Raw genomic sequence first — 13,283 nt, forward strand, 5'->3', positions numbered from 1 at the left:
CAAGCAACGCCGACGGCGTGGCCCAAGCAGCCACCCGGAAATTCCAACAATCATAAAAAAAGCCTCGTGAGAGGCCTGCTTGCTCAGCGTGAGGAGATACACCCATGACCACGTACGCGCCCGGAGTTCCGCCACAGAACCGAAATCCGCAGTCCATCGGCTTCCTGCTGCTGGATAACTTCACCCTGATCTCCCTGGCCTCGGCGGTGGAACCGTTGCGCATGGCCAACCAGCTCTCGGGACGCGAACTCTACCGCTGGCATACGCTGAGCCTGGACAGCCGCCAGGTCTGGGCCAGCGACGGCCTGCAGATCACCCCCGACGCCGGTACCGACAACGCCCCGGCGGTGGATTGCGTGATCGTCTGCGGCGGCGTCGGCATCCAGCGCAGCGTCACCCGCGAGCACGTCACGTTCCTCCAGGCCCAGGCCCGCCAGGGTCGGCGCCTCGGCGCGGTGTGCACCGGCAGTTGGGCGCTGGCCCGCGCCGGCCTGCTCGACGGCTACGATTGCAGCGTGCACTGGGAATGCCTGGCGGCGATGCAGGAAGCCTTCCCCCGGGTGGCCATGAGCACCCGCCTGTTCTCCATCGACCGCAACCGCTTCACCTCTTCCGGCGGCACCGCGCCGATGGACATGATGCTGCACCTGATCGGCCGCGAGCATGGCCGCGAGCTGTCGGCGGCGATCTCCGAGATGTTCATCTACGAGCGCATCCGCAACGAGCAGGACCACCAGCGCGTGCCGCTCAAGCACATGCTCGGCACCAACCAGCCGAAGTTGCAGGAGATCGTCGCGCTGATGGAGGCCAACCTGGAGGAACCGATCGACCTCGACGAACTGGCGGTCTACGTCAACGTCTCGCGTCGCCAGCTCGAGCGGCTGTTCCAGAAGTACCTGCACTGCTCGCCGTCGCGCTACTACCTGAAGCTGCGCCTGATCCGCGCCCGCCAGTTGCTCAAGCAGACGTCCATGTCGATCATCGAGGTGGCCTCGGTCTGCGGCTTCGTCTCCACCCCGCACTTCTCCAAGTGCTACCGCGAGTACTTCGGCATCCCGCCGCGTGACGAGCGCCAGGGCCAGCCGCTGGGCCAGCCGGTGGTGCTGATGCCGATCCCGCAGGACCTGGCGCTGATGCCCAACTCCTCGGCGCTGTCGGCCCTGAGCCAGGCGCAGGGCGAGTCGACCTTCGCCAGCGTGCGGATCTGACCGCGCGTCCCTGCCCGCCCCGTCCACGGGGCGGGCAGGGCCTTGTCAGCCCCGCGGCACCAGCGCCGGCAGCAGTTGCCGGGAAATCGCCTCGCGCACCGCCGGCAGCAGCGTGGCGTGCCCGCCGAGCATGTCCTCCACCAGCCGCCGCAGCGCCTGGGCGCGCTCCGGGCTGAGGCCGCGCACGGCGTATTCGCAGGCCTGCTCCGGAGTCGAGTCCGGCGGCACGCTGAAGCCCAGCGCCTGCAGGCGTTCGCGGAAATCGTCCTGGTCGATCAGATCGGCGTGCATCATCGCGGCAGCTCCTTCGATGGGGATTGCCATCGATTCTGCTGAGCCCACGTCGCTCCCGGCAAGGGGGCTGTCCCGCCTGGACATGGGCAGGTCGTTTTCGGCTAATTCGACCGTCAGCGACACCGCCACAATCACCTCCAGCGGCTTGCGGAATGCAGCGGACGGCTTCCGGAAAACGCCAGACTCACACTGAGGGCCGTTCCTGGCTCCTTTTTCATCCCCCTCCGCGCGTCGGGCGCGGCAGGGGGATTTTTTTGCCGGAAGCCGGCTAGCCGGCGCCGAGTCCCGCCCGACAGTGTTCCCAGAAACGCTCGAAGCCCGGCGAGAGGAACTTGTCGCGCTGGCGCAGCATGTAGAAGCGCCGGCGCAACGGCGGCAGGCTGCTGCGCAGTTCGACCAGCGCGCCGGAGGCCAACTGTTCCTCGACCACCCAGCGCGACAGGCAACTGATGCCCAGCCCGGCGGCGACGCTGTGCTTGATCGCCTCGGAGCTGCCCAGGTCCAGGCTGTCTTCCAGGTAATGCAGGTGGCCCAGCAGGGCGTGGCTGACCTCCTCGCGCGTGCCCGAGCCGGGCTCGCGCAGCAGCCAGCGCGCCCGGCGCAGGGCCTCGCGGGAGACCTGGGTGCGCAAGGCCAGCGGGTGGCCGGGCGCCGCCACCACGATCAGGCTGTCCTCAAGCCAGGGCTCCACCCGCAGGCCCGGCTCGTGGCAGGGGCCTTCGATGAGGCCGATGTCCGCCGCGAAGGTCACCACGTCCTGCACCGCCGAACCGGTGTTGCCGATGCTGGCGTTGACCCTCACCCCCGGCTGCTCCCGCTCGAAGGAGGCCAGCAGGCGTGGCAGCACGTAATTGCCGATGGTGCTGCTGGCCGCCACCGTCAGGCTCGCCTGGGGCGCGGCGGAAACCGCGAACTGCTGCTCCAGTTGCGCCACCCCGTCGAGCAGGCGCAATGCCTGGGGCAGGAAGCGGCGGCCGACCTCGTTCAGTTGCAGGCGCTTGCCGACCCGGTCGAACAGGCGCGTGGAAAGCTGCGACTCCAGCTCGTTGAGCGCGGCGCTGGTGGCCGATTGCGACAGCGAGATGGATTCCGCCGCCGCCGTGGTACTGCCGCAGCGAGCCACCGCACAGAAGATCTGGAGCTGACGGAAACTGAGGGCCATGGACTCACCTACCTGTTTTTCAGGTATTTAATACAGAAACTATTCGTTTCACAAATTCATGCCCGCTACCTAACCTGCGTCCCGTGACCTCACCTGAGGAGCGAAGGATGCACACCCTCCCCGTCAAGACCGGTACCAGACCCCTGGCCCAGGTCCAGAAACTCATCCCCGGCCTGCTGCTCAGCGCCGCCCTGGCCGGCGCGGCGATCCTCCTGGGTCGTTCGCAATGGTTGCAGCACAACGGCATCAGTGCGCTGACCCTGGCCATCGTGCTCGGCATCGTCGTCGGCAACACCCTGTACCCTCGGATCGCCGCCGGCAGCGCCGCCGGCGTCGGCTTCTCCAAGCAGATCCTGCTGCGCGCCGGGATCATCCTCTACGGCCTGCGCCTGACCTTCCAGGACATCGCCGGCGTCGGATTGCACGGCGTGCTGCTGGACGCCCTGATGCTCGCCAGCACCTTCGGCCTGGCGTGCCTGCTCGGCACCCGGCTGTTCGGCCTGGACCGCACCACCACCCTGCTGATCGGCGCCGGCAGTTCGATCTGCGGCGCCGCCGCGGTGATGGCCACCGAGCCGGTGGTGCGCGGCCGTGCCGAACAGGTCGCGGTGGCGGTCTCCACCGTGGTGGTGTTCGGCACCCTGGGCATCTTCCTCTATCCGGCGCTGTTCCAGCTCGACCAGGACTGGGGGCTGCTACCGCGCAACCCTGGCACCTGGGGCGTGTACATCGGTGCCACGGTGCACGAGGTGGCCCAGGTGGTCGCCGCGGGTCGCTCGATCGGCATAGAGGCAGCGGATACCGCAGTGATCGCCAAGATGGTCCGGGTAATGATGTTGGCGCCCTTCCTGATCCTGCTCTCGGCCTGGCTGGCACGCGACAAGGCGCACCGCCGGCAGCACAGCGGCGCGACCAAGATCACCATTCCCTGGTTCGCCGTCGGCTTCGTACTGGTCGCCGGGCTCAACTCGCTGGTCAGCCTGCCGCCGGCGCTGGTCAGCCACGTCAACGACCTCGACACCTTCCTCCTGGCCATGGCAATGGCCGGCCTCGGCCTCGGCACGCACCTCTCGGCGATCCGCCGCGCCGGCCTCAAGCCGCTGCTGCTGGCCGCCCTGCTATTCGCCTGGCTGGTACTCGGCGGTGGATTACTCACCCGCCTGGCGCTCGCCTGAGTCCTCCGCCAGGAAGCCCTGCACGGCCCGCCGCAAGGCCTCGTGCAGGGCTTCCACCTCGTCGATGCCGTGGCCGCGCAGGCAGCCATGGACCAGCCCGTTTCCCGGATAGAACCCTGCCTCGCCACCCGCCGCGCGTAGCGCTGCGCCATAGCGCTCGCCGTCGTCGCGCAGCGGATCGAATTCGGCGACCGCCACGAAGGCCGGCGGCAGGCCAGTGAAATCAGCGGCCTCCAGGGGCAGCGCCAGCGGCTGTCGGTGCAGCGCCGCCAGCGGCAGGTAGGCGTCCAGGCACGCCTGCACATCGCCGAGGCCGAGCAACGGCGCGTCGACGCAGTCGATCCGCGAGGGCGATGGCGCGGCGGACAGCAAGGGATAGAGCAATATCTGCGCAGCCGGCGACGGCGCGCCGCCATCGCGCAGGGCCAGGCACAGCGCCGCCGCCAGGTTGCCGCCGGCGCTGTCGCCGGCCACCAGCAGGCGTCGCCCATCCAGCGCTTCGTCCAGCTCGCCCAGGCTCAGCGCCTGCCAGGCACGCAGGCAATCCTGCAATGCCGCCGGGAACGGATGCTCCGGCGCCAGTCGGTAATCCACCGCCAGCACCAGCAGGCCCAGGCGCGCCGCCAGGTCGGCGCAGATGAAATCGTGTGAATCGAGGCCGCCGAGCATCCAGCCACCACCGTGCAGGTAGAGCAGCGCCGGCCAACCGCCGGGCGGTGCCGGGCGGTCGGGGCGATAGCGGCGCACGCGCACCGGCGGCGCGGCCGGCAAGCAGGAGTCGAGCACCCGCAAACCGGCCGGGCGCGGCGGCGCGAACGCCTGGCACATCCGCGCGTAGGCCGCACGTTGCGCATCCAGGCGCGGACTGTCGCTGGCGAACGCCCGGCTGTGCTCGACGAAGCGCCACATCGCCGGAGACAGCGGATACTTCGCAGCCATCGCGCTCAGCGCAGCGGCGGCAGGCCGATCACCCGACCGACACCTTCCGGCACGGGGAGCGCGCGATGTGCCTCGGCGAGCGCCTCGACCCGCGCCAGCACCTCGCCTGCGAACGGCACCGAGCGCGGGCCGTCGAGGCTGACGTGGAGCAGCATCTGCTCGCTCAGCGCCAGCGCCTGCCCGCTGCCAGGCAGGTACAGGGCATGGTGGATATGCAGGCGCTTGCGATCGTGACCGAGCAGTTGCGTGCGCACCTCGACCCTGGCGCCCTCCTTCACCTCGTGGAGGAAGTTCAGGTGGCATTCCAGGGTGAACAGCGAGTGTCCGCTGGCGTCGCGGTTCTGGCTGTCCAGGCCGATATGCGCCATCAGCGCATCGGTGGCGTAGCTGAACACCAGCAGGTAGAAGGCATCGCGCAAGTGGCCGTTGTAGTCCACCCACTCGGGCAGGACCGGCGTCTCGTAGGTCGTCAGGGCTTGGCTCATGGCATGCTCCGTGGTTGCGCTCCGCCCGGCGGGGCGGAAGGCGCGTCATGTCACTCGGCGAAGGCGAAGCCGTGCCGGGCCTTGGTTTCCCTGATCGCCCCGAGCACCGCCAGCAGGCAGTCGTCGCGGTAGCGCTCGAGCTCGGCGATGCTGCGCGCGCCCTGCTGCTCGGCGGTGCCCTCCACCACCCGGTCGATCAGGGCTTCGGTGAGTTCCGGCGCCGGCAGGTAGGTCCAGGGCAGTTGCAGCGCCGGGCCGAACTGCGCCATGAAGTGGCGCATGCCGGCGTTGCCACCGGCCAGGGTGTAGGTCAGGAAGGTGCCCATGAACGACCAGCGCAGGCCGGCGCCGAAGCGGATCGCATCGTCGATCTCGCCGGTCGTGGCCACGCCGTCGTTGACCAGGTGCAGCGCCTCGCGCCAGAGCGCCTCGAGCAAGCGGTCGGCGATGAAGCCGGGCACTTCCTTGCGTACGTGCAGCGGACGCATGCCCAGCGACTCGTAGACCCGCATCGCCGCCCGCACGGCCTCGGCAGCGGTGCGTTCGCCGCCGACCACCTCCACCAGCGGCAGCAGGTAGACCGGGTTGAACGGGTGGCCGACCAGGCAGCGCTCGGGGTGGCTCGCCTCGGCGTAGAACTCGCTGGGCAGCAGGCCCGAGGTGGAGGAACCGATCAGCACGTCGGGCCGCGCCGCGGCGCTGATCCTGGCGTGCAGGTCGAGCTTCAGGTCGAGCCGCTCGGGGGCGCTCTCCTGGATGAAATCGGCGTCGCCCACGCATTCCTCGATGCTCGCGACGAAGCGCAGGCGTTCCTGCGCCGCGCCGGGCGCCAGGCCCTGTTTCCGCAAGGCCGGCCAGGCATTGGCGACGCGCGCGCGCAACGCCGCTTCGGCGCCCGGCGCCGGATCCCAGGCGACGACGTCGAGGCCGTGGGCCAGGGCGCGGGCGATCCAGCCGCTGCCGATGACGCCGCTACCGAGGGCGGCGAAGGTCTTGATCTCGGTGACGAAGGACATGGACATCTCCAGAAGTTGTTCCCGCCCCCGACGGGGCGGGGAGGAAGAAATCAGCGCGGCTTCAGGTTCATCCTGCGGCGCCCTTCCGCCGGGCTCAGGGCGCGCCCGCCGAGGCGCTCGATGATCTCGATGGCGCGCTCCACCAGGCTGCCGTTGCTCGCCGGCACGCCCTTGTCCAGCCAGATGTTGTCCTCCAGGCCGACCCGCACGTTGCCGCCCAGCAACATGGCCTGAGCGACCATCGGCATCTGCGTGCGGCCGATGCCGAAGCCGGCCCAGGTCGCCCCCGGCGGCAGGTTGTCGGCCATCGCCTTCATGGTCGTGGTATCGGCCGGCGCACCCCAGGGAATGCCCAGGCAGATCTGGAACAGCGGGTCCTCCAGCAGCCCTTCCTTGAGCATCTGCTTGGCGAACCAGAGGTGGCCGGTATCGAAGATTTCCAGCTCGGCCTTGACCCCCAGCTCGGTGATGCGCCGGGCGCCGGCGCGCAGCTGCGCAGGGGTGGAGACGTAGATGTAGTCGCCGTCGCCGAAATTGAGGGTGCCGCAGTCCAGGGTGCAGATTTCCGGCAGCAGCTCCTCGACATGCCTGAGCCGCTCCAGCGGACCGACCAGGTCGGTGCCGGCACCGAACTCCAGAGGCTGCTCGCCCTTGCCGATCTCCAGGTCGCCGCCCATGCCGGCGGTGAGGTTGATGATCACGTCGGTGTCGCTTTCGCGGATACGCTCGACCACTTCGCGGTACAGCGCCACGTCGCGACTGGGCTTGCCGGTGGCGGGGTCGCGGACGTGGCAGTGGGCGACGGTGGCGCCGGCCCTGGCCGCCTCGATGGCGGCCTCGGCAATCTGTTTCGGAGTGACCGGGATCGCCGGATGCCGGCCGACGGTATCGCCGGCGCCGGTCACCGCGCAGGTGACGATGACTTCATGGTTCACGGTGGTAGCTTCCTGTATTCGGGGTGTACGAAGCCCCGCCCGGCCGCGCCGGGCGGAACGGATAGGTGCGGGTTACTTCAGCGAGGCCTGGAGCGCGGCCAGGCCGTCCTTGCCGTCGAAGGTGCTCACGCCATCCAGCCAGGCCTTCAGCGGCTCGGGGTTGGCCTTCAGCCACTGGCGCGCGGCGTCGAGGGGCTGGGTGCGATCGAGGATCGGCGCCATCACCTGGCTGACCTGGGCGCTGCTGAAGCGCAGGTTGTGCAGCAGCCGGGCGACGTTGCCGCACTGCGCCTGGTAGCCGGCGGCGGTCATGGTGGAGACGGTGGCCGCGCCTTCGTCGGGACCGAACACATCCTCGCTGCCGGTGAGGTAGGTCATGTCGATCTGCAGGTTCATCGGATGCGGCTTCCAGCCGAAGAACACCACCCACTGCTTGCGCTTGATCGCCCGCTTCACCGCCGTGAGCATCCCGGCCTCGCTGGACTCCACCAGCTGGAAGCCCTTCAGGCCGAAACGGTTGTCGTCGATCATCTTCCGGGTGATGCGGTTCGAGCCGCTGCCCGGCTCGATGGCGTAGATGCGGCCGCCAAGCTTGTCCTTGAAGCGGGCGATGTCGGCGAAGGTCTTCAGCCCGCCCTCGGCGACGTAGCTCGGCACCGCATAGGTGGACTGCGCGTCGGCCAGGGTCGGCGGCTCGATCACTTCGATCCGGCCTTTGTCCAGGTAAGGCCTGGCGACCGGCTGCATGGTCGGTTGCCAGTAGCCGAGGAACAGGTCCAGCTGCTTGTCTGCCAGGCCGGCCAGGACGATCTGTTGCGAGGCGCTGGTCTGCTTCACCTGGTAGCCCAGGCCGTCGAGCAAGGCTTCGGCCACGGCGCTGCTGGCGACCACGTCGGTCCAGTTCACCGTGCCCAGGCGCACCGTGCGGCACTGCTCGGGTTCGGCGGCCAGGGCGGCGCCACTGGCCAGGATCAGCAGGGCGCAGCCCAGCTGGCGAATCGTCGTCTTCATCGGTCTCCCCTCGTGCGGCTATTGATTGTTTTTCTGCGAGGTGGGCGCCGGCCCCTTGCGAGACCGACCCTGGCGACCAAGGTACGCAGCCGGGACGGCGGCGAAGCGCACTGCGGCGACCAGCTCTTGCACTGCAGCGACCTGGCCATTGCCAAGCGCGGCGGGCCTGCGCTACACACAGGCTGCGCAACCTCAACCCCGGAGCGCCCCATGTCCCAGGACTTCTGGTTTCTCCTGCTGCCCGGCTTCTCGGTAATGGGCTTCGTTTCCGCCGTGGAGCCACTGCGCGTGGCCAACCGCTTCCACGCCGACCTCTATCGCTGGCACGTGCTCAGCGCCGACGGCGGTCCGGTGCTGGCCAGCAATGGCATGTCGGTGAACAGCGACGGCGCGCTGGAGCCGCTGAAGAAAGGCGACCTGCTGTTCGTGGTGGCCGGTTTCGAGCCGCTGCGGGCGGTCACCCCGGCACTGGTGCAGTGGCTGCGCAAGCTCGATCGCAACGGCGTGACCCTCGGTGGCATCGATACCGGCAGCGTGGTGCTGGCCGAGGCCGGTCTGCTCGACGGGCGCCGCGCGACCCTGCACTGGGAAGCCATCGACGCCTTCCAGGAGTCCTACCCGCAACTGAGCGTGACCCAGGAGCTGTTCGAGATCGACGGTCCGCGCATCACCTCGGCCGGCGGCACCGCCTCCATCGACCTGATGCTCGACCTGATCGCCCAGGCCCACGGTCCGCAACTGGCGGTGCAGGTTTCCGAGCAGTTCGTGCTCGGCCGCATCCGCCCGCGCCAGGACCACCAGCGCCTGCAGGTGGCGACCCGCTATGGCGTGAGCAACCGCAAGCTGGTGCAGGTGATCGGCGAGATGGAGCGGCATACCGAGCCGCCACTGACCACCCTGGAGCTGGCCGAGCGCATCCAGGTCACCCGCCGCCAGCTGGAACGGCTGTTCCGCGTGCACCTGGACGACACGCCCTCGAACTTCTACCTCGGCCTGCGCCTGGACAAGGCCCGCCAGTTGCTGCGCCAGACCGACCTCAGCGTGCTACAGGTGAGCCTGGCCTGCGGCTTCGAGTCGCCGTCGTACTTCTCCCGCAGCTACCGCGCGCGCTTCGCCGCCAGTCCCAGCCAGGACCGCGCGGTGCTGCCGCTCAAGGCTCCCGCAGCCACGCCGCCAGGCGCGCCAGCAGGGCGTCGCACGCCTCGAGCTGAGCGAGGCTGACGAACTCGTCCGGCTTGTGGCCCTGGTCCATGCTGCCGGGACCGCAGATCACCGCCGGGATACCGGCCTGGTGGAACAGCCCGCCCTCGGTGCCGAAGGCCACGGTGGAGAAATCCGTCGAACCGCTGAGCAGGCCGATCAGCTCCGCCGCCTGGCTGTCGTCTGCGGTGAGCAGGCCGGGATAGGCCGATAGCGGCGTGAAGCGGATATCGGTACTTCGCTCTACCGCATGCATCCGCGGCAGCAGTTCGCTTTCGGCATAGTCACGGAGTTCCTCGGCGACCTGCCGCGGGTCGTCCGCCGGCAGCGCGCGGACCTCGAAGTCGAAGCGGCACTCGGCGGGCACGATGTTCAGCGCCCGGCCGCCCTGGATCAGTCCGGTCTGCACCGTCGAGTAGGGCGGGTCGAAACGCCGGTCGTGGCGCTCCGGCGCCGCCAGGCGCGCGCCGATCTCGCCGAGGCGGCCGATCAGCCGCGCGGCGTATTCGATGGCATTCACCCCCTGCGGCGCGTAGGCCGAATGACAGGCCGCGCCGTGCACCTCGCAGCGCATGGCCAGCTTGCCCTTGTGGCCGAGCACCGGCTTCAGCTCGGTGGGCTCGCCGATGATGCACAGCAACGGCTTGTGCGGACGCCGCTCCAGCGCCGCGAGCAGCGAACGGACGCCCAGGCAGCCGACTTCCTCGTCGTAGGAGAACGCCAGGTGCACCGGCAGGCGCAACGGCGCGGCGAGGAACGCCGGGACGGCCGCCAGCACGCAGGCCAGGTAGCCCTTCATGTCCGCCGTGCCACGCCCGTAGAGGCGACCATCGCGCTCGCTGAGCCGGAACGGCGGCACGCTCCAGGCCTGGCCGTCCGCCGGCACCACGTCGGTATGCCCGGAAAGGCAGACGCCGCCACGGTCGCTGGGGCCGATGGTGGCATAGAGATTGGCCTTGCGGCCGTCGGCGTCGAAGAACAGTTCGCTGTCGACGCCGAAACCCGCCAGGTAGTCGCGGACGTAGTCGATCAGCGCCAGGTTGGACTCGCGGCTGACGGTGTCGAAGGCCACCAGGTCGACGAGGATGTCGCGGCTGCCGGGCATGTCGGGCTCCAGGGCGCAGGTCTCGCGCTGCGCCGTCGAGGAAGGGAACGACCCGCTCACTCGTCGCCGGGCACGCCGTAGCTCGGCGCACGGGTCGGGTCGAGGGCGCGGGTCACATAGTCCTGCATCTGCGGCTTGTAGGCGAGCCACAGTCGCTCGAGCTGGCCGATGGGGTCGTGCTCGGCCCAGTCGACGCGCAGGTCGACCACCGGCCAGAGCAGGTCGCCGACCACCGACAGCGCCGCCGAATGCACCGGCCCGGCTTCGCCACCAGCGGCCAGCGCGGCACCCATCGCCGCCAGCAGGCGCTCGGCGAGCAGGCCTTCGGCGTTCTCGAAGGCATCCACCATCGCCTCGATCACTTCCGGCGCGGCCAGCAGGTTGCCGGCCGCCACGCATTGTTCGCCGGCCCGCGCATGGTGGACGCCGAGCGCCTCGCGGCCGGTGAACAACGCGGTGCGGCCGTGCTGGTCGATCACCGTGACCTGGCGATACTGGCCATAGCCGTTGCTGCTCAGCGCCTGGTCCAGCGCTTCGCCAGGGGCCAGGCCCTGGTCGAGGCGGTCGAGGATCTGCGGGCCGAGCGCCGGCAGGGTGATGTTCTGCGTAGCCACCGCGCCGGTGCCGGCGCGCAGCCAGGGACAACGGGCGCCGACGGCGATGCTCGACGAGCTGATGGCGATGCCCAACTGGCCGGTTTCGGCGCAGCGGCCGACGATGGAAAAGGTCATGGCGCGCGCCTCCTCATTGCTGCCAGTCGTCGGGAATCACCGCGATCACGTCGATCTCCATCAGCCACTGCGGCTGGCCGAGGGCCGAGACCACCAGTCCGGTGGAGATCGGGAACACCCCTTTGAGCCACTTGCCGACTTCGCGATAGACCGGCTCGCGGTAGCGCGGATCGATCAGGTAGGTGGTGGTCTTGACGATGTGCGAGAGGTCGCTGCCGGCTTCCTCAAGCAGTTGCTTGACGTTCTTCATCGCCTGCTCGGCCTGGGCGCGCGGATCGCCGAGGCCGACCAGGTTGCCGTCGAAGTCGGTGCCGACCTGGCCGCGCACGTACACCGTGTTGCCGGCGCGCACGGCCTGGCAGAGATCGTTGTCCAGGGACTGGTTGGGGTAGGTGTCCTTGGTGTTGAACATGCGAATGCGGGTATGGGTAGGCATCAGCTGACTTCCTGGAGGCTGGTTTGCGGAGCTTGCGAGGCGCGGTCCTGTTCCTGGCGCTGGGCGGCGTCGCGGTATGCGAGGTACTTGCGCTGGATGGCGATGTGGTCGGCGACATGGCGCGCGTCGTGCCAGACGCCCCAGATGAACGAGGAGCCGCGCCGCGATAGCCAGGGCAGGCCGATGAAGTACACGCCGGGTTCGCTGGACACGCCACGCTGGTGGCGCGGCTTGCCGTCGCGGTCGAAGGCATCGACCTGCAGCCAGCCGAAGTCGACGGCATAGCCGGTGGCCCAGATGATGCTGCCCACCCCGGCCTCGGCCAGGTCCAGTTCGAGGATCGGATCGGTCACGCACTGCGGGTCCGGCAGCCGGCGGCGCGCCTCGGGCTCTTCCGGCAGGTCAAGGCCGTTGCGGGCGATATAGGCGTCGGCGGCGTCGAGCAACGCCAGGTAGTTCTCGTCGCCGCGCGCCAGGTTCTCCGCCAGGTCCGGCCGGAAGGTCGCGACGCCGTCGACGAAGGATTCGGTCAGTCCGACCAGGGTCACGCCCTGATGCGCCAGGGCGCGGAAGTCCACGGTATGTCCGCCGCGGGCACCGCTCACGGCGATGGTCACATGCTCGCGCCCGGGCTTGGCGACTTCCGCATCCCATTCGCCGAGCACGCCCAGCCACCAGCAGAAGTCGCGGTTGCGGTAGGAACGCGGCGGACGGTCATGAGCGCCCACCGAGAGGTAGACCTGGCGCCCGGCACGTTGCAGCTCGTCGGCGATCTGTACCCCCGACGAACCGGCGCCGACCACCAGTACCGCACCTTCGGGCAGCTGCTGCGGGTTGTAGTAGTGGGCCGAGTGGATCTGCCGGATACGCTCGTCGCGCGGCGCGATCGGCGGGATCACCGGACGCTGGAACGGGCCAGTGGCGGCGACCACGCGGTTGGCCTCGATGGTCCCGGCGGAGGTTTCCACGGTGAAGCCGGGGCGGCCGACATTGCGCACCACCTTCCTCACCTCGACGCCGGTACGGATCGGCGCGTCGAATTTCTTCGCGTAGGCCTCGAAATAGGCCGCCACCTGGTCCTTGCCGGGGAAACCGTCGGGATCGATGTCGAATTCCATTCCCGGGAAGCGGTCGTGCCAGGCCGGGCCGTTGGCCACCAGCGAGTCCCAGCGTCCGCTGCGCCAGGCCTCGGCTATGCGGTTGCGCTCCAGGACCAGGTGCGGCACGCCGAGCCGGCTCAGGTGCTCGCTCATCGCCACGCCGGCCTGGCCGGCGCCGACGACGAGGGTGTCGGTCTTTTCCACGGTCCCGTCCGTGCGCGAGGGCAAGGCGGTGCGATTCAGGTCGGTCATGGCTCGGTTCCTCGGACTCTGGTCGTTCTTGTTCTGCGGTTGCGTGATGGCCGCATTCTGTTCAGAGCCGGGGAATAGCGAAATTATGATTTTTGTAGTCGCTGGCTAGGGAAAAGCTGCACGCCCGCGCGGTCGGCGGGCGGCAGAGGCGTCGTTCAGGACCTGCCGACGATCTGGCGAGCTGGAGAAACCGGGCGAAAACGAACGGGGAAGCGGAGTCCCCGAACGGCAACC

At 69.2% G+C, this 13,283-nt stretch carries 14 protein-coding genes; 3 read left to right on the plus strand and 11 right to left on the minus strand.

All coding sequences use genetic code 11. The annotated features are described in order from the left end of the window. The first annotated feature begins 104 nt into the window (after positions 1-104). A complete protein-coding gene (locus tag VQ067_RS29560) occupies positions 105-1,208 on the plus strand; it encodes a choline metabolism transcriptional regulator GbdR (RefSeq protein ID WP_023090977.1) in 1,104 nt (367 codons plus the stop codon). 45 nt (positions 1,209-1,253) lie between these two features. Here VQ067_RS29560 and VQ067_RS29565 read toward each other — a convergent pair whose 3' ends face one another. Continuing rightward, positions 1,254-1,502 carry a hypothetical protein gene (locus VQ067_RS29565; RefSeq protein WP_003096701.1) on the minus strand — a complete coding sequence of 83 codons (249 nt, stop codon included), beginning with the start codon at positions 1,500-1,502 and terminating at the stop codon, positions 1,254-1,256. A gap of 268 nt (positions 1,503-1,770) precedes the next feature. After that, entirely contained in the window at positions 1,771-2,664 is an 894-nt protein-coding gene (locus VQ067_RS29570) for a LysR family transcriptional regulator (RefSeq protein ID WP_003142060.1), read from the minus strand. A 107-nt stretch (positions 2,665-2,771) separates the two neighbouring features. Here VQ067_RS29570 and VQ067_RS29575 point away from each other — a divergent pair, with 107 nt between their 5' ends. Further along, positions 2,772-3,839 (plus strand): YeiH family protein, encoded by a 1,068-nt coding sequence (locus VQ067_RS29575; protein WP_031686807.1) that lies wholly within the window; start codon positions 2,772-2,774, stop codon positions 3,837-3,839. Here the strand turns inward: VQ067_RS29575 and VQ067_RS29580 are convergent. The 5 genes from VQ067_RS29580 to VQ067_RS29600 all read right to left on the minus strand — a co-directional run bounded on the left by VQ067_RS29580 (position 3,813) and on the right by VQ067_RS29600 (position 8,225). Next, positions 3,813-4,778: an acylcarnitine hydrolase gene (locus VQ067_RS29580; protein WP_004364692.1), complete on the minus strand. Its 966-nt coding sequence runs from the start codon at positions 4,776-4,778 to the stop codon at positions 3,813-3,815. The two genes, VQ067_RS29575 and VQ067_RS29580, sit on opposite strands and share 27 nt — an antisense overlap. 5 nt (positions 4,779-4,783) lie before the next feature. Further along, entirely contained in the window at positions 4,784-5,263 is a 480-nt protein-coding gene (locus tag VQ067_RS29585) for a thioesterase family protein (protein WP_003096710.1), read from the minus strand. Between the two features lie 50 nt (positions 5,264-5,313). After that, a complete protein-coding gene (locus VQ067_RS29590; protein ID WP_003096713.1) occupies positions 5,314-6,279 on the minus strand; it encodes an L-carnitine dehydrogenase in 966 nt (321 codons plus the stop codon). A gap of 50 nt (positions 6,280-6,329) precedes the next feature. Beyond that, positions 6,330-7,214, minus strand: coding sequence for a BKACE family enzyme (locus tag VQ067_RS29595; protein ID WP_003096716.1), 885 nt, complete (start codon positions 7,212-7,214; stop codon positions 6,330-6,332). A gap of 72 nt (positions 7,215-7,286) precedes the next feature. Further along, positions 7,287-8,225, minus strand: coding sequence for a choline ABC transporter substrate-binding protein (locus VQ067_RS29600; protein WP_003096718.1), 939 nt, complete (start codon positions 8,223-8,225; stop codon positions 7,287-7,289). A gap of 210 nt (positions 8,226-8,435) precedes the next feature. Between VQ067_RS29600 and cdhR the strand changes: the two genes are divergently transcribed. Then, positions 8,436-9,446, plus strand: a complete 1,011-nt coding sequence (cdhR, locus tag VQ067_RS29605) for an HTH-type transcriptional regulator CdhR (RefSeq protein WP_003096721.1) — start codon at positions 8,436-8,438, stop codon at positions 9,444-9,446. Here the strand turns inward: cdhR and argE are convergent. From argE to VQ067_RS29625, 4 genes are read right to left on the minus strand one after another with little or no spacing between them, the layout of a single operon-like run. Next, the gene (argE, locus tag VQ067_RS29610) at positions 9,376-10,530 is read right to left on the minus strand and encodes an acetylornithine deacetylase (RefSeq protein ID WP_003096724.1); all 1,155 of its coding nucleotides are present in this window, start codon (positions 10,528-10,530) and stop codon (positions 9,376-9,378) included. The two genes, cdhR and argE, sit on opposite strands and share 71 nt — an antisense overlap. 56 nt (positions 10,531-10,586) lie before the next feature. Next, positions 10,587-11,261: a DUF1028 domain-containing protein gene (locus VQ067_RS29615; RefSeq protein ID WP_003096726.1), complete on the minus strand. Its 675-nt coding sequence runs from the start codon at positions 11,259-11,261 to the stop codon at positions 10,587-10,589. A gap of 13 nt (positions 11,262-11,274) precedes the next feature. Then, a complete protein-coding gene (locus VQ067_RS29620) occupies positions 11,275-11,697 on the minus strand; it encodes a RidA family protein (RefSeq protein WP_003096732.1) in 423 nt (140 codons plus the stop codon). Further along, positions 11,697-13,049: a flavin-containing monooxygenase gene (locus VQ067_RS29625; protein ID WP_003096737.1), complete on the minus strand. Its 1,353-nt coding sequence runs from the start codon at positions 13,047-13,049 to the stop codon at positions 11,697-11,699. The genes VQ067_RS29620 and VQ067_RS29625 overlap by 1 nt, the downstream gene beginning before the upstream one ends. Positions 13,050-13,283 lie beyond the last annotated feature (234 nt).

Source organism: Pseudomonas sp. KBN12P06040, assembly GCF_037574965.1.
GTDB classification, from domain to species: domain Bacteria; phylum Pseudomonadota; class Gammaproteobacteria; order Pseudomonadales; family Pseudomonadaceae; genus Pseudomonas; species Pseudomonas aeruginosa.

Excerpts from the sequence above, each read along its gene's own strand:
- VQ067_RS29570 (WP_003142060.1), bottom strand. The coding sequence starts at position 2,664 with ATGGCCCTCAGTTTCCGTCAGCTCCAGATCTTCTGTGCGGTGGCTCGC.
- VQ067_RS29565 (WP_003096701.1), bottom strand. The coding sequence starts at position 1,502 with ATGATGCACGCCGATCTGATCGACCAGGACGATTTCCGCGAACGCCTG.
- VQ067_RS29575 (WP_031686807.1), top strand. The coding sequence starts at position 2,772 with ATGCACACCCTCCCCGTCAAGACCGGTACCAGACCCCTGGCCCAGGTC.
- VQ067_RS29590 (WP_003096713.1), bottom strand. The coding sequence starts at position 6,279 with ATGTCCTTCGTCACCGAGATCAAGACCTTCGCCGCCCTCGGTAGCGGC.
- argE (WP_003096724.1), bottom strand. The coding sequence starts at position 10,530 with ATGCCCGGCAGCCGCGACATCCTCGTCGACCTGGTGGCCTTCGACACC.
- VQ067_RS29615 (WP_003096726.1), bottom strand. The coding sequence starts at position 11,261 with ATGACCTTTTCCATCGTCGGCCGCTGCGCCGAAACCGGCCAGTTGGGC.
- cdhR (WP_003096721.1), top strand. The coding sequence starts at position 8,436 with ATGTCCCAGGACTTCTGGTTTCTCCTGCTGCCCGGCTTCTCGGTAATG.
- VQ067_RS29580 (WP_004364692.1), bottom strand. The coding sequence starts at position 4,778 with ATGGCTGCGAAGTATCCGCTGTCTCCGGCGATGTGGCGCTTCGTCGAG.
- VQ067_RS29600 (WP_003096718.1), bottom strand. The coding sequence starts at position 8,225 with ATGAAGACGACGATTCGCCAGCTGGGCTGCGCCCTGCTGATCCTGGCC.
- VQ067_RS29625 (WP_003096737.1), bottom strand. The coding sequence starts at position 13,049 with ATGACCGACCTGAATCGCACCGCCTTGCCCTCGCGCACGGACGGGACC.
- VQ067_RS29620 (WP_003096732.1), bottom strand. The coding sequence starts at position 11,697 with ATGCCTACCCATACCCGCATTCGCATGTTCAACACCAAGGACACCTAC.
- VQ067_RS29560 (WP_023090977.1), top strand. The coding sequence starts at position 105 with ATGACCACGTACGCGCCCGGAGTTCCGCCACAGAACCGAAATCCGCAG.
- VQ067_RS29585 (WP_003096710.1), bottom strand. The coding sequence starts at position 5,263 with ATGAGCCAAGCCCTGACGACCTACGAGACGCCGGTCCTGCCCGAGTGG.